This is a genomic window from Aeromicrobium flavum (assembly GCF_007992115.1).
Lineage (GTDB): Bacteria > Actinomycetota > Actinomycetes > Propionibacteriales > Nocardioidaceae > Aeromicrobium > Aeromicrobium flavum.
The window spans coordinates 47,115-68,768 of the sequence record NZ_BJZQ01000005.1 but is presented as its reverse complement, the minus strand read 5'-3'; the positions used below and the strand labels follow the sequence as shown (position 1 = coordinate 68,768).

Sequence of the window (21,654 nt, the reverse complement as noted above, 5' to 3'; positions counted from 1 at the left end):
GGCTCAGGCCTGGTCGAGGTCCTGGGCGACGCGGCGGTGCGCCTCCCAGATCCGCTCGGGCAGACCGTCGAACGCCTTGAGGTGCGCCTCGCGCAGGTCGATCTCCTGCTTCCAGCGAGCGACGTCGATCGCCAGCAGCTGGTCGAGGACGGCGTCGTCGATCTCGAGGCCCTCGAGGTTCAGCTCCTCCTTGGTGGGGACAACGCCCACGGGGGTCTTCGTGCCGGTGACACGACCCTCGCGGTAGTCCATCATCCACAGCAGGGCGCGCAGGTTCTCGCTGTAGCCGGGCCACAGGTAGCCGCCGTCGGCGTCACGCTGGAACCAGTTGACGTGCGCGAAGAGCGGCTTGTCGGTGACCTGGTCGAGGATGTCGAGCCAGTGCTGGGCGTAGCGGCCCTCGGGCAGCGCCAGGAACGGACGCATCGACATCGGGTCGTACCGCAGCTGGCCGGCGACGCCCTCGGCCGCGGCCGTGGCCTCGGCACCCAGCGTCAGGCCGTCGTAGACGCCCTCGGCCGGATCCTCGATGGCGCGGATCAGCGGCTCACGGTCGCGGGTGCGGCCGCCGTAGATGATGCCGTCGATCGGCACGCCGGCCGGGTCGTTGTAGTCGGGCGACTCGTTGGGGACGTTCGACATCGTCGACGTGAAGCGGCAGTTCGGGTGGGCCCACACGTGGTCCTTGGAGCGCTGCTCCTCGGCCGGGCGCTCGGAGATGAGGTGGCCCTTCCAGTCGCGCCAGCCCTCGACGTCGGTGGGGTAGTCGGGCGACTTGCCCTCCCACCACGTCTCGTGCGTGTTCACGTTGTACGCGGTGTTCGTGAAGATCGCGCCGGTGCCCTCCTCGACGGCGGCGAGCGCGTTGGGGTTCGTGATCGCGTTGGTGTCGATCGCGACGCCGAACACCCCGTACTCGGGGTTCATGCCGTAGAGCTTGCCGTCGTCGCCGACCCACAGCCACGCGATGTCGTCGCCGAAGAACTCGACGTAGTAGCGGTCGCCGAGGGCGCCCGGGGCGACCATCATCGCCAGGTTCGTCTTGCCCGAGGCGCTCGGGAAGCCACCGGCGATGTGGTACTTCTTGCCGGTCTCCTTGTCCTGGATCGCGATGAGCATGTACTGCTCGGCGAGGAACTTGCGCGACGCCCAGCCGTCCCAGTTGGCCTGGCGCAGGCCGTGGGCGATCTTGCCCAGCAGCGCGTTGCCGCCGTAGGACGAGCCGAAGTGCAGGATCGTGCGCTCGTCGGCGACCGTGACGAAGTAGCGCTTGTCGTCGGGGGTGCCCTGGCCGAGGTTCTCCAGGTCGCCGGTGACGTGAACCGCGCGAACGAAGCTCTCGGGATCCTTCAGGTTCTCGAACACGTCGACGCCGACGCGCGCCATGCGGATCATCTGCAGGACGACGTTGCGGTTGTCGGTCAGCTCGACACCGGCGGCGTACGCCTCGAGGGGCGAGCCGGGGGCGGCCATCAGGTAGGGGATGACGTACATCGTCTTGCCCTGCGAGGCGCCGGTCATGTTGTTGATGACGACGGGCTTGATCTCGTCGGCGTGGCGCCAGTTGTTGTAGACGCCCTTGTCCGCGGGATCGCTCGTGGCGACGATGGTCCGCTCCTCGGAGCGGGCCGTGTCCTTGTGGTAGCTCTGCGAGTAGTAGAGGCCCTCGCCGGCCGGCTCGAGCTCGCCCGCGTCGAGCGACTCCTGCAGGAGTCGGGCGTCATCGCTGGCGCTGACGACCTCGATGCGATCGGGCTGGGTGATTCCCGCCCAGTGCTTCACGAACTCAAGGACGTGAGGGTTCTTCAACCCCGCCTCGTCCAGGACCTTGTCCACGTCGACCATCGGTCTGCCTGTTCCTCTCCTGGACCAGCCCGCCGGCCGGTCCGGTCACGTCGAAGTTCCGTCCCGCGCCGACGGGTGTTTCCGACGGCACGATCCCGGAGATTACCGTGACCTTACCGCGACTTGTGGGCCACTCTCCGCGCGCCCCTGTGGGATGGGCCACAGCACGAACGGGTCACAGTCGTGTGACGACACGGTCACGGTCGAAGCGCCGGACGGCGAGGTGGAACACCACGAGATCGCCCAGCCCGGCGACCACCCCGATCACGACGACGACCCGCCGGTCGAACGCCAGCGCCCCCATCGCCTGCGACAGGATCAGCACGATGACGGGCAGGACGAGGAGTCCGGCGACGGCCTGGGCGCCCTGGAGCGTCGACGCTCGGTGCGAGATCAGCACGATGCACCCGATCGCGAAGAACGACACCAGTGGCGCGATGACGGCCACGAGCGCCAGCCAGGTGCCGTTCGGGAACCCCCAGCCGTCCTCCCACGGCCGCGCGAGAGCGGCGACGACGAGGGCGTAGATCGCGGTGGACAGCCAGGTCACGGCCACGGCGGGGATCCACGAGACCAGGATCTTGCCGATCACGAGCTCGCGGTCGGTGAGCGGCGTGAACAGCAGGCCCTCGAGGGTGTCGCGCTCCTTCTCCCCCACGAACGCGGCCGTCGCCAGCACCGTGGCCACGACGATCGGGATCATCAGGAAGATCGGAGCCATGAAGTACTCGACCATCGCGCGCGTCGGGTCGGCCGCGATCGCGTCGGGCAGCCCGACGAGGTAGGAGTCGATGAAGCCCAGTCGCTCGAGCGCCTCGGGGCGCTTCGTCGCGGAGATCAGCGTCGTCGGCAGCAGCAGGGCGAAGACGATCGGCAGCAGGACCACCGGCAGCAGGGTCTGGCGGTTCCGGCGCAGCTCGATCCAGTCCTTCGCGACGAGGGCGCGCACGCGGGTGGGGTTCACGACTCCTCCCCCGCCAGCATCCGGAAGTACAGGTCGTGCAGTGAGGGGTCGGCGCTCTCGGGGTCGTCGACGGCGGCGCCCGAGGCACGCAGGTAGGTCACCGCGCGCTCGGCCAGGGCTCGGTCGCCCACGCGGATCACGTAGTCGCGGATGGGCCAGTGCGTCACCAGCAGGTCGGTGACCTCGCCCGCTGCCACGACACGGCCCCGGTCGAGCATCACGACGTCGTCACACAGGGTCTCGAGGCCGTGCAGCTGGTGCGTGCACAGGACGATCGTCGTGTCGCCCTCGGCGCGGAGCTTGCCGAGGTGGTCGAGCACGTCGAGGGCGGAGGCCGGGTCGAGGCCCGCGGTGGGCTCGTCGAGGAACAAGAGCTCGGGCTCGGGCAGGAGGGCCCGGCCGATGTTGGCCTTCTGTCGCAGGCCCTTGCTGAGCGATCCGACGGGCGTGTCCCGGCGATCGGCGAGCCCGAGGATCTCGAGCACCTCCGAGAGCCGACGCTCGGTGGTGGCCCGGCTCAGCCCGTGCAGGTCTCCCCAGGTGCGCAGGTTCTCGGCGACGGTCAGCCGGTGGTAGAGGTTGGCCTCGGTCTGGACGCCGATCCGGGCTCGGAGTCGCGGCGCCGAGGACGGGGTGACGCGCTCGCCGAACAGGTCGACCGTGCCCGCGGTGGGGCGGAGCAGCCCGGTGAGCATCCGGACGGTCGTGGACTTGCCGGACCCGTTGGGGCCGAGGACGCCCAGGACGCGACCACGATCGACGGTGAGGTCGAGGGCGGACACCGCGACCCGGTCCTCGAACACGCGCGTCAGGCCCACGGCGCGCACCACCGGATCGCTCATGGGTCCATCATCGGGGCTCACCGCAGCCACGTGGACGCTTTGCAGCGAACGTCTCGCGGCGGGGTCGGCACGGAGCGCTCGGTGCCGTCGACCAGCCAGATCCCGTACCCGCAGACGGTCGCGACCTCGCGGTAGCGGCTCTCGACGGTGCGCTGCGCCGCCTCGTGCTCCATCCCCCACCCGTCGAGCGAGTCCCGGAACACCAGCCACGTGGGCGCGTCGGGACCGGCGACGAGGGCGCCGAAGGCCTCGAGCCGGGCGTCGTCGGTGCGGATGGGCAGGCTCCACAGGTGCTCGTACGGTGAGTCGAGGCCGGAGGCCAGGACGAGGTCGGGACGGCCCCACGCGTTGACGACGGTGTCCCCCGGCTCGGCTGCGTCGGCGATCATCCGACCCGCCGCCACCGGACCGTCGGCGGTGTCGATGACCGGCCGGACGAGGACCGCACCGACGACGGCGGCCGCCGCGGCGTACGCCAGCAGGGCGGGCACGACGACACGGGTGCGGGCGGCGACGAGGCCGGTGCCCACCGCCACGGGCGCGGCCAGCTCGACGAGGTAGTGGTTCCACCAACTGCCGCCCGCGAGGACCGAGAGGCAGCCGAAGGCCACGGCGGCGCTCACCGCGACGGCCGCGGGTGAGCGGAGCCGCCTCCACAGCGGCGCCGCCAGGACGCCCGCCGCGAGGACCAGCTGACCGCCGACCAGGGCGCGCAAGAGCATCTCGGTCTGGCGGTGGGTCTTGGCGCCCTCGGGGTCGGCGGCCATGACGTCGGCCGCGCGCAGACGGAAGGAGACGAGCGCGTCGAACAGGTCGGCGGGTGCGGTGCCCCGGGTCCAGGCGGCGAGGAGGACGACGGCGACCACGAGGAGCCCGCCCAGCAGCGCGCCGCTGGCCAGTCGCAGGGCGACGACGGGACGGACCCGGCCGGTCGCGGCACCCGCGGCGAGGAGGACGACGGCGAACACGGCCGCGTCGGCGTGGTTCTGCTTCGTCAGGACGGCGCCGGCGATCGCGGCGCCGGTGGCCACCCCCCACCCGAGCCGGGGCGTCTCGACCGCGCGGATGGCGGCGTAGATCCCGAGGGCGATCCACGGGGTGGCGAGCAGCTCGCCGTTCACGCGGTCGGCACCCAACCACGGGCTGACGGTCAGGACGGCGGCCGCGGCCGCGGCCCAGCGTGCGGCCCGGTCGCCGGCCACCCGTCCGGCCGCGGCGGAGCACGCGACGACCGTGACCACGACGGCGAGCAGACCGATGAGGCGCAGGGCCACCACTCCCCCGGCGTGCGCCGCGAGAGCCGTCAGGGCGACCAGCAGGGGCGGCCGGTCGACCCAGTAGTCGCCGTAGAGGGAGTCCCCCGGCGTCCACTGCTCGCCGATGATCAGCAGTCCCGCCTCGTCCGGGCTCGGCAGGACGCCGAGGAACGGCAGGCGCAGGGCGGTCGCGGCGAGCAGGACCAGCAGGACGGTGCGGGTCGGGGTCATCGATCCGTGGCTCAGTCCTCGATCCAGACGGCGGGGTCACCGCCGAAGAGGCGGCCGTCGGGACGTCCCAGTGCCGTGAGCCGATCGACCTCCGCCGGGTCGAGCGCGATCGCCACGGCGGCCAGGTTCAGGCGCTGCCGCCCGGGATCGGCGGACTTGGGCAGCGGCACCGTGCCGATCGCGGCATGCCACGCGAGGACCGCCTCGGCGGGCGTCACGTCGTGCTGCGCGGCGATCTCGGTGACGACCGGGTTGACGAGCAGGTCGCTCTTGCGGCCCAGCGGGCTCCATGCCTCGACGGCGATCCCCCGCCTGCGGTGGTCCTCGAGCGCCTCGACCTGCGGGAAGTACGGGTGCAGCTCGATCTGGTTGACGGCCGGGACCACCCCGGTCTCGCGCTCGAGCCGGTCGAGGTGCTCGGGCAGGAAGTTGCACACCCCGATCTCGCGCACCAGCCCGCGCTCGCGGGCGTCGATCAGCGCCTGCCACGCCTCGACGTACAGGTCGTGGGACGGGTTCGGCCAGTGGATCAGGTGCAGGTCCAGGTGGTCCAGGGCCGTACGCAGGACGCTCTCCTCGACGGAGGTGACCGCCTGCGCGTACGCGTGGTGCCGACCGGGCAGCTTGGAGGTGACGATGACCTCGTCGCGGGGCACGCCGGAGCGCCGGACGGCCGCGCCGACGGCGCCTTCGTTCTCGTAGTTCATCGCCGAGTCGAGGAGGCGGTAGCCGGCGTCCAGCGCCGAGCCGATGGCCTCGACGGCCACCAGGCCGTTGAGCTGGTAGGTGCCGAAGCCGACGGCGGGCAGATCGAGGGTCACGACCACGACTCTAGGGCGCGCCGTCCAGTCGGCCGGCGAGGCGCTCGTGCCGGTCCTGACTCGCCCGGTTGAGCCCCTCGATCGTGACGGTCTTGCCCTTGGCGGCGTACTTCGTCTCGATCGCGTCGAGCGCGGCGACGCTGGACGCGTCCCAGACGTGCGAGTCGGACAGGTCGATGACGATGTTCTCCGGGTCGCCGGCGTAGTCGAACTGGTAGACGAGGTCGTTGCTCGAGGCGAAGAACAGTTCGCCCACGACCTTGTACACGCGGGTGCGCTCGTCGGGATGGGCCACGTCGATCACCTGGGTGAAGTGGGCGACCCGTCGCGCGAACATCACCGAGGCGACCACCACGCCGACGACGACACCGATGGCGAGATTCTCGGTGGCCACGACGACCGCGACGGTCGTGAGCATCACGAGGGTCTCGCTGCGGGGCATCCGGCGCAGGGTCGACGGGCGGACGCTGTGCCAGTCGAAGGTGCCGACCGCGACCATGATCATGACGGCGACCAGCGCGGCCATGGGGATCGTGGCGACCACGTCGCCGAAGCCGACGACCAGGATCAGCAGGAAGACGCCGGCCAGGAAGGTCGAGATCCGCGTGCGGGCACCTGAGACCTTCACGTTGATCATGGTCTGGCCGATCATCGCGCAGCCGCCCATGCCGCCGAAGAGCCCCGTGACCACGTTCGCGACGCCCTGGCCCCACGTCTCGCGGGTCTTGTCCGAGTGGGTGTCGGTGATGTCGTCGACCAGCTTGGCGGTCATGAGCGACTCCATGATCCCGACCAGCGCCATGCCCAGCGCATACGGCGCGATGATCCGCAGCGTCTCGAGCGTCAGCGGGACGTCGGGCGTGAACAGGGAGGGCAGGCTGCTGGGCAGCTCGCCCTCGTCGCCGACGTCGGGCACCTGGAGCGCGGCGACCACGGTGATCGCGGTGAGGATGACGATCGCGACCAGTGGGGCCGGGACCACGGTCGTGATCCTCGGCAGCAGGACGATGACGAGCAGACCGCCGACGATCATCGGGTAGACGAGCCACGGGACGTCGACGAGGTGCGGGACCTGCGCCACGAGGATCAGGAGTGCCAGCGAGTTGACGAAGCCGATCATGACCGAGCGCGGGATGAAGCGCATGAGCCTCGCGACGCCGGCGACCGCGAGCACGATCTGGATCAGCCCGCCGAGCAGGACGGTGGCGACCAGGTGGTCGAAGCCGTGGTCGCGCATGACGGGTGCGACGACGAGGGCCACGGCACCGGTGGCCGCCGAGATCATCGCCGGTCGGCCGCCCAGGATGGCCACGGTCACCGCCATCGTGAACGAGGCGAAGAGGCCCACCTGGGGGTCGACGCCGGCGATGATCGAGAACGAGATCGCCTCGGGGATCAGGGCCAGGGCCACGACGAGCCCGGCGAGCACCTCGGTGCGCAGGAGGCGCGGCGACCGCAGCGCCGCGCGGACCGAGTGGACCTGGTCGGACTCGGGGACGCGCGAGGGCGCGGGCAACGACATGAAGGAGTCCGTTCGTGCGCGGGAAGTGACGGGTGGGACGACCCCTCATCCTAACGACGGGCCACGGCGGACCCACCCCCATCGTCATGCACCGCCCCCACCCGCGACTTAGGGTTGCGGCATGGCCGTGCAACTGAACCAGCGCTACGAGCTGGACGAGGTGATCGGCTCCGGCGGGATGGGAGCCGTGCATCGCGCCATCGACACGCGCCTCGGCCGGACCGTGGCCGTCAAGGTGATGCGGGCGGATCAGGGCGCCGACGAGGTGGCCCGCGCGCGCATGCGCAGCGAGGCCCACCTGGCCGCGTCGATCCACCATCCCGGCGTCGCGCAGGTCTTCGACTACGAGGAGGCCGACCCCGCCGCGGACGGCTCGTCGTACATCGTCATGCAGTACGTCGAGGGCCGGTCGCTCTCGGAGCTGCTCAAGGATCGCGGTCCGATGCCGGCGGACCAGGTCATGTCCGTCGTGCAGCAGGTGGCCGAGGGGCTGCAGGCCGCCCACGACGCGGGCATCGTCCACCGCGACCTCAAGCCCGCGAACATCATGCTCACCCCGGCCGGCCGCACCGTGCTGGTCGACTTCGGCATCGCGCAGGCCGACACCAGTGAGCCGCTGACCGACACCGGCTCCCTCGTCGGGACGACCGACTACATCAGTCCCGAGCAGGTCCGCGGACGCTCGGCGACGCCGCAGTCCGACCTGTACTCGTTGGGCGTCGTGGCCTTCCACTGCCTCAGCGGCACGTCACCGTTCCGGCGCGAGACGCACATCGCCACCGCGATGGCGCACCTCCACGACGACCTGCCGCCCTTCGACGAGGGCGTTCCGGCCGACGTCCAGCGGCTCATCGAGGGCATGACCGCGAAGGATCCGAAGGACCGGCCCGCCACGGCGGCCGACGTGGCCCGAGCGGCGGCGGCCATCGGCGCCGCCGGGTCGATCGACCTGCCGGAGACCTTCGAGATGCCGGTGCCTGCACCGCGGACCGCCTCGGCCGCGCCCCGCACCACCGTCACGCCCGTGCCCCCGTCGGACCCGCCGCGGCGGCGCCGACCGGTGGGCGTCTACGCGGCCGTCGCAGCGGTCCTGGCCCTGTTGGCCCTTCTCGGAGCCCGCGAGCTGCTGTTCGGCGGTCCGCCGGTCGTGCCGGACGTCGTCGGGATGAGCGTCGACGACGCGACCGCCGAGATCCGGGACGCCGGCTTCACGCCGCGCACCAAGATCGTGGACGTCCCCAACCAGACCCGGGGCGAGGTCGTCGAGCAGACGCCGGCGGCCGGGAGCGAGAGCGCCGACGACGAGCCGGTCGAGCTCTCGGTGGTCTCGGGCAAGGTGCGGGTCTCGGCCGGCTCGGTGATCGGCACGCCCTACGCGAAGGCGGCGGCCGCCCTGGAGAAGCGTGGGTTCGTGGTCCGCCGCAAGGACGTGACGCGCACCGGCGACACCGGCGAGGTCGTCGCCCTCGACAAGTCCGGGCGGCTGCCGGACGGGGCCACCCTCACGTTGTCGGTCGCGGTGGCTCCCCCGGCCCCCGCGACGGCCGGCGGCTCCGCCGGTTCGACCTCCGGCTCGGGGGCCGGCTCCGGTGGCACCTCGAAGAGCTCCGGGGGCGGCACCAAGAGCAACCCCAACCAGGGCAAGGGCAACAACAGCGGCAAGCCGAAGGGCAAGGGCAAGGGCAAGGGGAAGGGGTAGCCAGCCCGCAGAGTCACTCCGCCGGCAGGCCCCGACGCTCGACCACCTGGCGCGCCACCTCGCGCAGCTTGACGTTCTCGGCCTGCGAGAGCCGGCGCAGGACGTGGAACGCGCGGTCGGCGTCGATGTCGTAGCGCTCCATGATCATCCCCATCGCGATCCCGATGAGCTTGCGCGCGTCGACCGCCTTGCGCAGCCCCTCGAGGTCGTGGGTGACGGTCAGCGCCGCCGAGGCGTGGCGGGCGAGGATCGTCATGACGGCCACGTCGTCGGCGTCGAACGCCTGCGCCCGCTCGGCGTAGGCGTTCAGCGACCCGTACCCGTGACCCTTCTTCGCCAGCGGCACGCTGACGACGCTGCGGTACCCCAGCCCGGCGACCGCAGCTCCCCAGCGTGGCCAGCGCGGGTCCGTCGTGGTGTCGGAGACCCGATGGATCCGGTCCGGGTGCTCGAGCACGTCCAGGCACGGCCCCTCGTCGAACTCGATCTGCAGCTCGTGCGCCCGGTGGACCTTCTCGCCGGTCGCACCCGCCGTCTCCACCCGGTTGCGGCCCAGGGAGATCATCACGCCGGCGTCGTCACAGGCGACGGCGGTGACCGCGTACGACGCGACGCGCTCGATGGTGTGCTCGCTGTCGTGCGTCTCGTGCAGCTCGAGCACGATCTGGGCCAGGTCGAGCGCCGGCGGAACCTGAGCACGCACGGGCTGTTCGGACTGCGATTCGGTCGTCATCCTCCGCCTCTTGCACCGGATCGACACGGGGGCCGCGTCGTCTGTGCGTGCACGTTACGCCACGCGGGGTCTACGCGTTCTCGACGAGGCGCAGCAGATTCCCGTCGGGGTCGAGGAGGGCGCCGATCCTCAGTCCCGAGGCCTCACGGACCGGTGGGTGCAGGCGCGGGAACCCCGTCGTGCAGTCCTGCACGCCCGCCTCCACGCAGACGCGGTGGAAGGCGTCGACGTCGTCCAGTCGCAGGCAGGACCCGAACGAGCTCCGGGCGGGATCCAGGTCGGGGTCGGGGAAGAACTCCAGCTGGAGGTCGCCCCGCACCAGGATCATCCATCCGTCGTCGCGGTACGAGGGCGTGAAGCCCAGGCGCGCATAGAAGTCGGCCGTGTGCGAGAAGTCGCGGGACGGGAGGTTGGGCGTGGCGAGGTCGGCCATGCGTCCACGCTACGCCTCGGTCACCCGCATCCCGAGGGGGAAGTGGTCGGAGAACCCGTCCTCGTCGATTGCGTGCCCCATGCCGCCGAACGGGACGGGGCGCGGATAGTCGCCGTCGTCGGACGTGCCCGGGAACCGCAGGATCTCGACGGACGTCTCGTCGGCGCGCAGAGGCGCATCGGCCATCGCGCGGTTCACGAGGAACTGGTCGAGCAGGTTCGGCTGGTTCTGGAAGTAGAAGGTGCCGTCCGGCTGGCCGCCGCGGCCGCCGATCAGCGGCCACGACAGGTTCCACAGCAACGGGATCTCGGCGTTCAGGACGCGGTTGCGCTGGCGGGTGCTCAGCGCGTGCGTCACGAGGGACACGTCGAACGGCTCGTCGTTGAAGTCGCCCATCACCAGCACGGGCGTCTCGGGACCGTGCACCTCCAGCACCCGCTCGTGGAAGTAGGCGAGTGTCTCGCCGGCGATGTGCCGGTAGCCCGCCGACTCGAACTGGCCGCCGCTGCGGGAGGGCCAGTGGTTGCCGAAGACCGCCCACGTCCTGCCGCCGTGCCGCGTGCGGAAGTTCACCTGGACCAGCTCGCGGGTGGCGTTGCGGCGCATGACGACGTGGAAGAACGTCTCGCCGGGAGGCACCTCGAACCGGTCGGTGTCGTAGAGGAACGCGACGTCGATGCCGCGTGCGTCGTCGGTGTCGGCGTGGGCGATCCCGTAGGAGCGGCCGCCCAGCCGCTGCGCCAGCTCGGCGACGAGCAGCTCGAGCACGAAGCGGTTCTCGACCTCGCAGACGCCCAGCAGATCGGGCCCCGCTCCCCGGTTCATCTGTGCGATCACCGAGGCCAGCTGGTCGACCTTGCGGTCGCGCAGGGCGGGCGTCCATCCGACCAGGTCGTCTCCCAGCGCGCGCCGGACCTTGTCGGTGCGTCGCTCGGGCGGCGCGTTCTCCTCGTCGAACAGGTTCTCCAGGTTCCACCACGCGACGTAGTACTCGACGGCCATCGGACCCGCCTCCTGTGCTCACCTCACCATGAGCCGGGGGCGGTCCGCGGGATACCGGCAGCCCCCGAGTCGCGGCGGATCGCCACTTTTGGAACTGGATCCACCTCGCGTCGAGGATTCGAGGTGGATCCCGTTCCAAAAAGTGCTGAGGGGCGGATCGGCTCAGCGTCGCCAGAAGAGGTGGTGCACCACGCCGCTGGGGCTGGGGATCTTCTCGAGGTGGAACCGGTCGAGCAGGTCGTCGGGGCTGTTCCACAGCCGCTCGCCGCGGCCGATCTCGACGTCGACCACGGCGCAGTGCATCGTGTCGATGAGGTCGGCGTCGAGGAACTCGCGCACGGTCTGCACCCCACCGCCGATGCGGACGTCCTTGCCGCCCGCGGCCCGCAGGGCCTGCGACAGCGCCTCCACCGGCGACGCGTCGACGAAGTGGAAGGTGGTCTCACCGAGCGAGAACGACGGGCGCTCGTGGTGGGTGAGGACGAACACCGGCGTGTGGAACGGCGGCTCGTCGCCCCACCAGCCCTGCCAGTCGTGATCCTCCCACGGGCCCCGCTGCGGCCCGAACTTGTTGCGGCCCATGATCTCGGCACCGATGTTGTTGCTGAAGTCGCGGGTGAAGTAGTCGTCGAGGCCGTACGTGCCGCCGGGTTCGGTGCGGTTGGGCCAGTGGGCCGTCGCCCCGGCCCAGCCGGCCAGGACCGCGGGGTCGGCGTGGCCGAAGGGGCGCTCGAGGCTCTGTCCCTCGCCACTGCCGAAGCCGTCGCTGGAGACCATGAAGTTCTGGACGCGGACGATCGGTTCCATGGACACTCCTTCGGGTCACCGAGATCGGTTCACGACCCTAGTCCCGTCGTGCGCAGCAGGTCGAGCAGCGAATCCACGAGCGGGAGGCCGTCGAGGTCCTCCGGCGCGAACCATGCTGCCTCGGAGGCGTCGTCGCCGGCCTGCAGCACGCCACCGACGACGGTGGCGGCGAAGTCGTGGATCTCGTACTCACGCCCGTCGCCGGTGGGCACGCGGACGGTCCAGAGCTCACGGCCCACCGTGATCGCGAGCCCGGTCTCCTCGAGGACCTCGCGCACGGTGGCGTCCTCGAGTGACTCCCCCGGCTCGACCTTGCCGCCGGGCACCGACCACAGTCCGCGTCCGGGCTCGCGGCCACGCAGGACCAGCAGCAGGCGGCCGCGGTCGTCGGTGATCACGGCACCGGCGGCGAGGACGAGATCGTCGGGCACGCCCTCATCCTCTCGCGGGCGTAGCGTGGCGCCCATGCCACGTTCCATCGCCACGAACACCCGCGTCGACCTCGACGACCTGCTGGCGTTCGTCCGGCCACGCCACCGCTTCATCCTCATCACGCGCCGTGCGGACGGCAGGCCGCAGGCCTCCCCCGTCACCGGCGGCGTCGACGACTCCGGTCGCCTCGTGATCTCGACCTACCCGGAGCGCGCGAAGACGCGGAACGCCCGGCGCGACCCGCAGGTCAGCGTGGTCGTGCTCTCCGACGAGTGGAACGACGCGTGGGTCCAGGTCGACGGGACGGCCGAGGTGCTGGACGTGCCCGAGGCGCTCGACGCGTTCGTCGAGTACTTCCGCAACATCTCCGGCGAGCATCCCGACTGGGACGAGTACCGGCAGGCGATGCTCGACCAGGGCAAGAGCATCATCCGGATCGCGCCGACGTCGTGGGGCCCGGTCGCGACCGGTGGGTTCCCGGCGCGTCTCGCCCAGGACTAGACCGGCACCAGCGAGGCGTGCGGCGCGGCCGGGAGGGTGACGGTGATCGGGGCGCGCGGAACGACGTCGCCGCCGGCGACCACGACAGACATGACACCGGCCCGGCGCACGACCGTGGACCGGCTGAGCGGCACCGGCTTCTCCGCCGGCGTGCCGTCGGCCTTCGACAGGACGACCTTCATCAGTCCGGCGCGGAACCGGTTGATCTTCACGCAGGGGTTGCGCAGTCCGGTGAGCCGCACGACGGGGCCTCCGAGGTCGAGGAGGGTGCCCTCCGGCAGCGTCAGCAGGTCGATGCCGGCCGTGAGCACGTTCTCGCCGAGGTCGCCCGGACCGAGGCCGTCGAACCCGGCGGCGGCCGCCTCGTCGAAGAGCTCGGACGCGAGCAGGTGCACCTGGCGCAGGTTGGGCAGCGTCTTGCCGCGGTGCGGCCCGTACCGGTGCCTGACCATCTCGCCCGCGTGCGCGTCGCCCTCGATGCCGTGCCCGGCGACGAGCGTGATCGACGCCACCGGGATCTTGCTGAAACGGTTCTGCTCGTCACGGCTGACGGCCACGACGCGGGGCTGGCGCGGGTTCACCGGTCCAGTGTCCCCGGTACGAGCGCTCAGTGGCCGATCCGTCCGAGATGGGTGTCCTTGAAGTCCGTCTCGTACTTGAGTCCGTAGCCGAGCGCCCGGTCCATGCCGATGTGCGCGAACCACACCAGCGCCACGCCCTGGGCCAGCGGCTGGTCGGCCCAGAGCGCCCACGCGCCGAGCAGCGCCGGCAGCGGGTAGGCATGACCGAGGTTGTAGACGATCGCGCCGACGCGCGACGACGACGCGTAGCCGGCCATGAACACGTCGGGCACGAACAGCAGCAGCGGGACGATCCACCACGGCTCGTCGAGGCCGACGAAGTAGCCCGCGAGGGACGCGGCGAACAGGACGATGCCCTCGGTGCGCAGGATCGCCAGCGGCATCCCCGCCACGGCCGGGGTTCGCTGAGAGGTCATGCGCCGACGGTAGTGGAACGGGCGAGTCTCAGAACCAGGCCTTCGCCAACAGTTCCATCGAGCGGTCACGGACGGCCGGGTCGAAGGCGTAGGTGGCGATGATGAGCTCGTCGACGCCGGTGCGCTCGACGAACCGCTCCAGCTGGGCCTTCGCGGTGTCGGGCGAGCCGACGGCCTTGATCCGCAGCATGGGGTTGCTGCCGCTCCCCGGCAGGGTGGCCGGGTCGACGGGAGGCTGGATCCGACGTCGCTGACCGCTCTGGATGTCGAGGAACATCTGCTCGATCACGGTGAACTCGCGCGCGGCCTCCTCATCGGTGTCGGCCACCATCACGTTGACCCCCGCCATCACGTAGGGCTCCTCGATGCGCGCGGTGGGCGAATCGACCGTGAAGGTCTCGCGGTAGACCCGGATCGCGTCGTCGATCTGGTCGGGGGCGAAGTGCGAGGCGAGCGAGAACGGCAGCCCCAGCTGACCCGCGATGGACGCACCGCTGACCGTCGAGCCGAGCACCCAGATCGGGACGTTCGTCCCCGCCGACGCCGACGACAGGATCGGGCTGCTGTGCGCCGTGCCGGAGTCGCCGAACCAGCCCTGCAGGTCGAAGATGCTGCGGGCGAACGCCTGCGGCTCGGCCGAGGTCCGGCTCAGCGCCTGGGCGGTCATCATGTCCGTGCCCGGCGCTCGCCCGAGTCCGAGATCGATGCGGTCGCCGTGGAGGTTGGCCAGGGTGCCGTACTGCTCGGCGACCATGAGCGGCGCGTGGTTGGGCAGCATCACGCCGCCGGCGCCGACGCGGATCCGCTCGGTGACGGAGGCGGCCTGCGAGATCAGCAGCGCGGTGGCGCTCGACGCGAGGTTCGGGGTGTTGTGGTGCTCGGCGAACCAGAGCCGGTGGAAGCCGAGCCGGTCGGCGAGACGGGCGGACTCCATCGAGGCGGCGATGCCGTCGCGGGCCGTCGCTCCCTCGGGGATGGAGACGAGGTCGAGGATGCTCAGAGGTACCGACACGTTGATTGCAACGGCCGCGTGCTGCGTTCCATTCCTGGCGTCCAGCCGATCCCGGCGGGACGGCGTAGCGTGGCGCACGTGCAAGGTTCTCGGGCTGCGAAGAGCATCGCCATCCAGGTCGCGGGCTGGGTCCTCGTGGTCGCCGGCATTGCCGCCCTCGTCCTGCCCGGTCCGGGGCTGCTGGCCCTCTTCGCCGGCATGGCGCTGCTGGCGACGCAGTACGACTGGGCCGAGCGCCGGCTCGAGCCGGTCAAGAAGGCCGCACTCCGCACGGCGGCCGAGAGCGTCCAGTCGACGCCGCGGATCGTGCTCTCGGTCCTGCTGGCCTTCGCTCTCGTGGCGGCAGGGGTCGTCTGGGGCCTGCATCCGGCCTCGCCCGGCTGGTGGCCGCTCGCCGACCGGTGGTGGCTGCCCGGCGGTTGGGGCACCGGAGTCACGCTGATCGGGTCGGGCCTGGCCGCCGGGGCGATGATCGTCTACTCGTGGATCAACTACCGCGACGCGACGGACTGACCCGCCGAGCGCCGTCCGTGGTGAGGCCGAGCGACGGGTGGAAGGCGGCCGCGAGCGCCTCGACGCCGTCCACGACGCGAGGCCCGGGCCGGGCGAACATCGCGTCGGCGTCCACCGCCCAGACCGGCAGGCCGGGGAACCGGTCGGCGATGAGCTCGGCCTGCGACGCGGCTCCGTCGAGGTCGAAGCCGCAGGGCGCGACGACCACGACGTCGGGGGCGGCCTCGTCGACCTGCTCCCACGTGACGCGCACGGAGTCCTGGCCGGCGCGCCCCAGGACCGGGATCCCACCTGCGCGCTCGACCATCTCGGGGATCCAGTGCCCCGGCGCGAAGGGCGGGTCGGTCCACTCCAGGAGCAGGACGCGGGGCGCGGGCAGTCCGCCGACCAGTTCCGCCACGACGTCCAGACGCTGCGTCAGGGACGCGACCCAGGCCGTGGCCTCCGGGGCGCGCCCGACCCGCTCCCCCAGCGCGACGATCCCGTCGAAGATCTCGCCGATCGAGTACGGGTCGTAGGAGTGCACCTCGGCGGCGCAGCCGAGGTGGCTGAGGGCCGCGTCGACGGTGCCGACATCGATCGCGCAGACCGCGCACAGGTCCTGGGTGACGACGAGCTCGGCGTCGAGACCGACGAGCGCGTCACCCTCGAGGCGGTACAGGTCCTCGCCCCGAGCGGCCGCGGCCGCGACGAAGTCGTCGATCTCACGCGGGCTGAGACCCTCCGGCATCGCGGAGGACGACACGATCGTGCGCGAGCGCGCCTCGTCGGGGAAGTCGCACTCGAAGGTGACGCCGACGACCTCCTCGCCGGCGCCGAGGCCGAAGAGGATCTCGGTGGTGGACGGGAGCAGGGAGACGATGCGCACGCGACGACCCTACGTTCCGACGGTGTCCTGCAGCGCGGGACGCAGGTCGGGCCAGCGGAACTCGTAGCCGGCCGTCTCCAGCCGCTCGGGCAGCACCCAGCGGCTCTTGAGCAGCAGCTCGGACTCGTTGCGCATCACCCACATCGCCGGCTCGAGCATCCACCGCGTTGCCGGGAGCCCGATCGGCATCCCGACGACGTGGCGCAGGTCGGCCATCAGCGTGCGGTTGTCGCTCGGGTTCGGCGCGGACAGGTTGACCGGCCCCTCGATCTCGTCGTGCTCCTCGATGAAGCGCAGGGAGGCCAGCACGTCGTCGATGTGGATCCACGAGAACTTCTGCCGCCCGCGCGATCGGTGCATCGGGACGGGTCCCCCGGTCGGGTCATCACCGATCCCGCGGTAGCGCCGGTGCTGGAACCAGTGTCCGTCGTACTGCGCGCCGCCGAGGCCGAGCCTCGCCACCCGGGCGAGCAGGTCCGAGGCCGGCCCCCCGAGCACGATGGCCATCCGCAGCGCCACCCGTCGCGTCCCGGGCAGGTCGCCGGCGAAGAGCTCCCGCTCCCAGCTGCGTGCCACGTCGACCGAGAACCCGCTGCCGATCTCGCCGTCGGACTCGGTCTGCGGACGGTCCATCGCGTAGCGGTAGATCGTGGCGGTGCTGGCGTTGAGCCACAGCCGCGGGGGTTGCTGCGCGGCCGCGACGGCCTCACGCAGCTGGCGCGTGGTCTCGACGCGGGAGCGCAGGATCTCGTCGCGGTTCCGGTCGGTGTACCGGCAGCCGACGCTCTTGCCCGCGAGGTTGACGAGCAGATCGGCGCCATCGACGACGCGCGCGAGCGACGAGGGGTCGGACCAGCTCGCGTCCGGCCCGGTGCGACCGACGCGCGCGACCTCGTACCCGCGAGCGGTGAGGTCCTCCACCAGCCGGTGCCCGATGAACCCGTTCCAGCCGGCGACGACAGCGCGCACTCGTTCGGTCATGCCCGCACGCTAGCGGCAGATCGGCCCGGCTGCCCTGAGGATCCCGGGACTCGCACCCTGAGCCGATTCAGGGTGGCGTCAGGGCGACGTTCGGGGTCGCGCCCGATGTGCTCGGCGGGGCGTTCCCGCGACGCTACGGAGCATGATCACCGTCGAATCCCTGTCCAAGTCCTATGGCGGACAAGCCGCCGTGGACGACGTCTCCTTCAGCGCGGCCCCCGGCCGCGTCACCGGCTTTCTCGGGCCGAACGGTGCCGGCAAGTCCACCACCATGCGTGTCATGGTCGGACTCACTCCTCCCACCCGCGGCGACGTCCACGTGCTCGGACGCCGCTTCCAGGACCTGCCCGACCCCGGGCGTGAGGTCGGTGTCCTGCTCGATGCCTCGGCGCAGCACGCCGGACGCACCGGGCGCGAGATCCTGACCATTGCGGCCCTCACGATGGGCCTGCCCCGCTCGCGCGTCGACGAGATGCTCCAGCGCGTCAGCCTCACGCCGGCCGAGGCAGGCCGCCGGGTCCGCAACTACTCGCTGGGCATGCGCCAGCGCCTCGGCATCGCCACCGCGCTGCTGGGCGACCCCCAGGTGCTGATCCTGGACGAGCCCGCGAACGGGCTCGACCCGGCCGGCATCCGCTGGATGCGCGACCTGCTGCGGGGCTTCGCGGACGATGGCGGCACGGTGCTGCTGTCGTCGCACCTGCTCCACGAGATCGAGGTCATCGCCGACGACCTCGTGGTCATCGGCAACGGCCGGATCGTCGCCCAGGGGACGAAGCAGGAGCTGCTGGCCAGCGCCGGCACCCTCGTCCGCGCCGCGGACGGGGCCGCCCTCGCGGTGGCGCTGCAGGCCGCCGGCCTCATCGCCCGTCCCACCGCCGACGGCGCCGTGCTCGCCGACGCCGACCTGACCAGCGTCGGAACCGCCGCGTTCGCGGCCGGGATCCCGCTGCTGGAGCTGCGTGCGGCGGACGGCGCGCGCCTGGAGGAGATGTTCCTGTCCCTCACCGCCGACACCCAGCGCGAGAGCGTCCAGCACGTCACTGAAGGAGCAGCAGCATGAGCACCACCATCGTCCCCGGCACCAGCGGGACCGTCCCGCGGGAGTCCCGTCCCGTGCCCGACCCGATCCCGTTCACGCGGATCCTGCGGGTCGAGCTGCGCAAGATGTTCGACACCCGCTCGGGCTTCTGGCTGATGGCCAGCGTGGTCCTGCTGTCGGTCATCGCCTCCGTGGCGACGGTGATCTTCGTCGACGCCGACGACCTCACCTACGAGCACTTCGCGAGTGCGGTCGGCGCCCCGATGTCGGTCATCCTGCCGATGATCGCCATCCTCGCCGTCTCCAGCGAGTGGAGCCAGCGCACGGCGCTGACCACCTTCACGCTGGTGCCCCACCGTGGCCGAGTGCTGGCCGCGAAGGCCGTGATCACGGTCCTCATCGGCGCCGTCTCGATGCTGGTCGCCGGGGCCGTCGGGGTCGTGGGCAACCTCGTCGGCACCTCGATCGCCGGCGTCGACCCCTCGTGGGACATCGGCGTCCGTGAGTTCGCCCAGATCATCCTGGCCAACGAGATCGGGATGCTGATGGGCCTCATGCTCGGCATCGCCCTGCGCAGCTCACCCGGCGCGATCGTCGCGTACTTCGTCTACGCGCTCGTCCTGCCGGGAGCCTCCAGTGCGTTGGCGGGCACGCAGGACTGGTGGGCGGAGAACGGCCCGTGGTTCGACCTCAACTGGGCCACGATGCGGCTCTTCGACGAGAACCTGACCGGCGAGATGTGGGCCCAGCTCGGCGTCGCGGCGGTGTTCTGGCTGGCCGTGCCGCTGCTGATCGGGACGCGGGCGCTGCTGCGCTCCGAGGTCAAGTGACCCTGCTCCTCGCTCAGTCGTCGGGGTGACCCCGGGTCGGCGCGCGACGGGAGGTCTTCGCCAGCAGTGCGGAGACCTCCTCGTCGCTGACCGGGGTGAAGTCGCGGTACCAGCGACCGACGGCCACGAACGGCTCCGGACTCTCGAGCACGGCGACCTCGTCGGCGGCGTCGAGCGCGTCGGCGGCTGACGACGGCGCGACCGGAGTGGCCACGACGACGCGGGCTGCGCCCTGCAGACGCGCCACCTGGCACGCGACCCGGGCGGTCGCCCCGGTGGCGATCCCGTCGTCGACGATCACCGCGGTCAGCCCGGTGAGGTCGAGTCGCTCGCGTGCGCCCCGAAGCCTCCGGACGCGCGCCTCCAGCTCGCCCCGCTCCCGTCGCTCGACGGCCCGGACCTCGTCGGCGGACACCCCCTCTCGGGCGATCGAGTCGAGGTCGAGCACCTCGCAGCCGGCCTCGCCGATCGCCCCCATGGCCAGCTCCGGCTGGAACGGGAAGCCCAGCTTGCGCACGACGATGACGTCCAGGGGCGCGCCGAGTGCTCCGGCCACCTCGAACGCGACGGGCACTCCCCCGCGCGGCAGGCCCAGGACGACGACGTCCGTGCCGCCGAGATGCCGCAGGAGTCGCCCCAGCCGGCGGCCGGCGTCGACCCGGTCGGCGAAGGGAAGGTCGGGACGACGCCTCATGGCAGCTCAGCGTCGCGGTCCGACGGAGGGCAGGAATCTGGTCACCCAGTCGAGGCTGTCGTCGAGCCAGCCGAGCAGGCCGAGGGAGCTCGTGATCGACGCAGGCGGGTCCGAGACCAGGGTGTCGGCGCGCAGGAGGCGCTCGAAGTCGACCTCGACCGGGTCGGCCCGCGGGTCGCCGTGGCGGTCGGCGAACGCCACGCCGGCCAGGCGCAGCACCCGGATGACCTCCTGGGCCAGGATCCCGTAGCCGATCGTCGTCGGGTGGACGCCGTCCAGCGAGAACAGCCCGCCCTCGGTGCGCCCGTCGGGTCCCGCCCGGAAGAACCGCGTGGTCGGCACGGGGTCCAGCCGCCGCAGCGCGGCCGGCAGCTCGTACTGGTCCCACCACGCCGGTCGCGCCCACGGGCTGTCGACGTACCGGCGCTCGGCGAGCCGGTCGAGCAGCCCACCGAGGTCGAACAGGAGCCAGTCCAGTCCGGCCTCACGGGCCGCGCGCACCGAGTCGATGATCGTCTCGTTGTAGGAGTCGATCGCCGAGTCGATGGCGCGGACGTCGTCCTCGCGCAGGTGCGGGTCGTACCGAGGGTCGAAGTCCTCGTCGGTGATCCAGGGGCGCGTGTAGAACGGGAAGTAGCGCGAGTCGGGACGCACCTTCTCGTGCGTCCCCCGCGCGATCGGCGCGATCGTGACCGACGGGACCGTGGCGACGACGACGTGCTGCGCCGGGATCGTCCGCAGCCTCGCGACCAGGTCGGCCCAGTCCGCCCGGAAGGCACTCGGTCGCCACAGGCTGCTGCCGCCGCGGGCATCACGTCGCTGCGCGAGCGTCATCGTCGCGTAGGAGGCCGGTGTCCACGCGATCTCGAGCGAGATCACCGACCCGAGGGCGTTGTTGGACCCCAGGACCACCACGAGCGTCTCGATCCCCCCGTCGGCGGCCAGCTCCGCGACGGAGTCGAGCACGGTGCGGTCCGAGTCCCCTCCGGCGGCGCGGTGCAGGACCGGCCGGGCGGCGCGCGCGGGATGGTGCTCGACGAGCTGGTCGAGGAAGTCGTCGCCGGGCCTGGTCGCGAGCCGCTCCTCCACCCGGGCCTGCGTCGTCACGAGCGGGTCCAGGACGTCCCAGCCGTAGACCGCGGTGTTGTGGAACGGCCGACCGTCCTCGGGCCTCCTCGAACCGTGTCCGCGCTCCCAGTAGTCCTCGATGGCGTCCATGTGACTGCGCAGCCACGGAGCCGCCCGGACGGTCTCGAGGAGGTCGATCCTGCTGCCGAACCGTCGCTCGACCTCGCGCGCCAGGCGCTCGAGGTCGACCGGCAGGCCGCCCGGACCCGTCGGCCACTCGTACATCGGATAGGTGAAGTCCCGGGCGCTCAGCCCGAGCTCGAACGCCACGATCGCCGGCCAGCTCAGATCGGTGCGGTGGATCGCGCCGCTCATGAACCCCTGGGTGAGGGAGTCCCCGACCGTGACCAGCCGGTGTCGCGCCGGCCCGGAGGCAGCGGCCGTGGGCACGGAGATCCCCAGCGTCGGATCGGGCTCGGGCCGACGAGGTGCGTCGCGGATCTGCAACTCGCGCGGGAGCGGCTGCCGTGCCGGCATGACCCTCACCTCCCTCGCGAACCC

23 protein-coding genes are annotated in these 21,654 nt (G+C 71.7%); 5 read left to right on the top strand and 18 right to left on the bottom strand.

Features of this window, described 5'->3' with window-relative positions:
- Positions 1-3 precede the first annotated feature (3 nt).
- The 6 genes from AFL01nite_RS07020 to AFL01nite_RS06995 form a co-directional block, all read right to left on the bottom strand.
- Positions 4-1,845 (bottom strand): phosphoenolpyruvate carboxykinase (GTP), encoded by a 1,842-nt coding sequence (locus tag AFL01nite_RS07020; RefSeq protein WP_146826828.1) that lies wholly within the window; start codon positions 1,843-1,845, stop codon positions 4-6.
- Between the two features lie 175 nt (positions 1,846-2,020).
- Positions 2,021-2,809, bottom strand: a complete 789-nt coding sequence (locus AFL01nite_RS07015; protein ID WP_186813854.1) for an ABC transporter permease subunit — start codon at positions 2,807-2,809, stop codon at positions 2,021-2,023.
- Entirely contained in the window at positions 2,806-3,651 is an 846-nt protein-coding gene (locus AFL01nite_RS07010; RefSeq protein ID WP_146826823.1) for an ABC transporter ATP-binding protein, read from the bottom strand. Before AFL01nite_RS07010 ends, AFL01nite_RS07015 begins: the two co-directional genes overlap by 4 nt.
- 17 nt (positions 3,652-3,668) lie before the next feature.
- The gene (locus tag AFL01nite_RS07005) at positions 3,669-5,138 is read right to left on the bottom strand and encodes a glycosyltransferase family 39 protein (protein ID WP_146826821.1); all 1,470 of its coding nucleotides are present in this window, start codon (positions 5,136-5,138) and stop codon (positions 3,669-3,671) included.
- 11 nt (positions 5,139-5,149) lie between these two features.
- Positions 5,150-5,959, bottom strand: a complete 810-nt coding sequence (locus AFL01nite_RS07000) for an aldo/keto reductase (RefSeq protein ID WP_246119627.1) — start codon at positions 5,957-5,959, stop codon at positions 5,150-5,152.
- 10 nt (positions 5,960-5,969) lie between these two features.
- Positions 5,970-7,481, bottom strand: a complete 1,512-nt coding sequence (locus AFL01nite_RS06995) for a SulP family inorganic anion transporter (protein ID WP_146826817.1) — start codon at positions 7,479-7,481, stop codon at positions 5,970-5,972.
- Positions 7,482-7,602: 121 nt separating this feature from the next.
- Here AFL01nite_RS06995 and AFL01nite_RS06990 point away from each other — a divergent pair, with 121 nt between their 5' ends.
- Positions 7,603-9,180 carry a protein kinase domain-containing protein gene (locus AFL01nite_RS06990; RefSeq protein ID WP_146826815.1) on the top strand — a complete coding sequence of 526 codons (1,578 nt, stop codon included), beginning with the start codon at positions 7,603-7,605 and terminating at the stop codon, positions 9,178-9,180.
- Positions 9,181-9,193: 13 nt separating this feature from the next.
- Here AFL01nite_RS06990 and AFL01nite_RS06985 read toward each other — a convergent pair whose 3' ends face one another.
- The 5 genes from AFL01nite_RS06985 to AFL01nite_RS06965 form a co-directional block, all read right to left on the bottom strand.
- Positions 9,194-9,913: a GAF and ANTAR domain-containing protein gene (locus AFL01nite_RS06985; RefSeq protein WP_146826813.1), complete on the bottom strand. Its 720-nt coding sequence runs from the start codon at positions 9,911-9,913 to the stop codon at positions 9,194-9,196.
- A 70-nt stretch (positions 9,914-9,983) separates the two neighbouring features.
- Positions 9,984-10,346, bottom strand: coding sequence for a bleomycin resistance protein (locus AFL01nite_RS06980; protein WP_146826811.1), 363 nt, complete (start codon positions 10,344-10,346; stop codon positions 9,984-9,986).
- Between the two features lie 9 nt (positions 10,347-10,355).
- Positions 10,356-11,348 carry an endonuclease/exonuclease/phosphatase family protein gene (locus AFL01nite_RS06975; protein ID WP_146826809.1) on the bottom strand — a complete coding sequence of 331 codons (993 nt, stop codon included), beginning with the start codon at positions 11,346-11,348 and terminating at the stop codon, positions 10,356-10,358.
- A gap of 162 nt (positions 11,349-11,510) precedes the next feature.
- Complete coding sequence (locus AFL01nite_RS06970; protein ID WP_146826807.1) at positions 11,511-12,155, bottom strand: dihydrofolate reductase family protein; 645 nt, start codon at positions 12,153-12,155, stop codon at positions 11,511-11,513.
- A 29-nt stretch (positions 12,156-12,184) separates the two neighbouring features.
- Entirely contained in the window at positions 12,185-12,586 is a 402-nt protein-coding gene (locus AFL01nite_RS06965; protein WP_246119626.1) for an NUDIX hydrolase, read from the bottom strand.
- A 34-nt stretch (positions 12,587-12,620) separates the two neighbouring features.
- Here AFL01nite_RS06965 and AFL01nite_RS06960 point away from each other — a divergent pair, with 34 nt between their 5' ends.
- A complete protein-coding gene (locus AFL01nite_RS06960; protein WP_146826803.1) occupies positions 12,621-13,088 on the top strand; it encodes a PPOX class F420-dependent oxidoreductase in 468 nt (155 codons plus the stop codon).
- On the opposite strand, the gene AFL01nite_RS06955 is transcribed toward AFL01nite_RS06960, so the two are convergent.
- Genes AFL01nite_RS06955 through AFL01nite_RS06945 form a run of 3 tightly spaced genes read right to left on the bottom strand, consistent with a single transcriptional unit; the run spans position 13,085 to position 15,097 of the window.
- Entirely contained in the window at positions 13,085-13,669 is a 585-nt protein-coding gene (locus AFL01nite_RS06955; RefSeq protein WP_146826801.1) for an MOSC domain-containing protein, read from the bottom strand. The genes AFL01nite_RS06960 and AFL01nite_RS06955 overlap by 4 nt on opposite strands.
- A gap of 26 nt (positions 13,670-13,695) precedes the next feature.
- Positions 13,696-14,085 carry a DUF4260 domain-containing protein gene (locus tag AFL01nite_RS06950; RefSeq protein WP_146826799.1) on the bottom strand — a complete coding sequence of 130 codons (390 nt, stop codon included), beginning with the start codon at positions 14,083-14,085 and terminating at the stop codon, positions 13,696-13,698.
- Between the two features lie 28 nt (positions 14,086-14,113).
- A complete protein-coding gene (locus AFL01nite_RS06945) occupies positions 14,114-15,097 on the bottom strand; it encodes an LLM class flavin-dependent oxidoreductase (RefSeq protein WP_146826797.1) in 984 nt (327 codons plus the stop codon).
- Between the two features lie 78 nt (positions 15,098-15,175).
- Here AFL01nite_RS06945 and AFL01nite_RS06940 point away from each other — a divergent pair, with 78 nt between their 5' ends.
- Positions 15,176-15,610, top strand: a complete 435-nt coding sequence (locus AFL01nite_RS06940) for a PGPGW domain-containing protein (RefSeq protein WP_222593427.1) — start codon at positions 15,176-15,178, stop codon at positions 15,608-15,610.
- Here the strand turns inward: AFL01nite_RS06940 and AFL01nite_RS06935 are convergent.
- A complete protein-coding gene (locus AFL01nite_RS06935) occupies positions 15,585-16,478 on the bottom strand; it encodes a cobalamin-binding protein (protein WP_146826794.1) in 894 nt (297 codons plus the stop codon). The two genes, AFL01nite_RS06940 and AFL01nite_RS06935, sit on opposite strands and share 26 nt — an antisense overlap.
- A 9-nt stretch (positions 16,479-16,487) precedes the next feature.
- Positions 16,488-17,459, bottom strand: coding sequence for an epimerase (locus tag AFL01nite_RS06930; RefSeq protein WP_146826792.1), 972 nt, complete (start codon positions 17,457-17,459; stop codon positions 16,488-16,490).
- A gap of 142 nt (positions 17,460-17,601) precedes the next feature.
- On the opposite strand from AFL01nite_RS06930, the gene AFL01nite_RS06925 reads away from it, so the two are divergent.
- Complete coding sequence (locus AFL01nite_RS06925) at positions 17,602-18,522, top strand: ABC transporter ATP-binding protein (RefSeq protein ID WP_146826790.1); 921 nt, start codon at positions 17,602-17,604, stop codon at positions 18,520-18,522.
- Positions 18,519-19,331: an ABC-2 transporter permease gene (locus tag AFL01nite_RS06920; RefSeq protein ID WP_146826788.1), complete on the top strand. Its 813-nt coding sequence runs from the start codon at positions 18,519-18,521 to the stop codon at positions 19,329-19,331. Before AFL01nite_RS06925 ends, AFL01nite_RS06920 begins: the two co-directional genes overlap by 4 nt.
- A 13-nt stretch (positions 19,332-19,344) precedes the next feature.
- Here AFL01nite_RS06920 and AFL01nite_RS06915 read toward each other — a convergent pair whose 3' ends face one another.
- Together AFL01nite_RS06915 and AFL01nite_RS06910 are read right to left on the bottom strand one after the other, a co-directional pair.
- On the bottom strand, positions 19,345-20,025 hold the full coding sequence (locus AFL01nite_RS06915; RefSeq protein ID WP_146826786.1) for a phosphoribosyltransferase: 681 nt from the start codon (positions 20,023-20,025) through the stop codon (positions 19,345-19,347).
- Between the two features lie 6 nt (positions 20,026-20,031).
- On the bottom strand, positions 20,032-21,630 hold the full coding sequence (locus AFL01nite_RS06910; protein WP_146826784.1) for an SGNH/GDSL hydrolase family protein: 1,599 nt from the start codon (positions 21,628-21,630) through the stop codon (positions 20,032-20,034).
- Between the last annotated feature and the right edge of the window lie 24 nt (positions 21,631-21,654).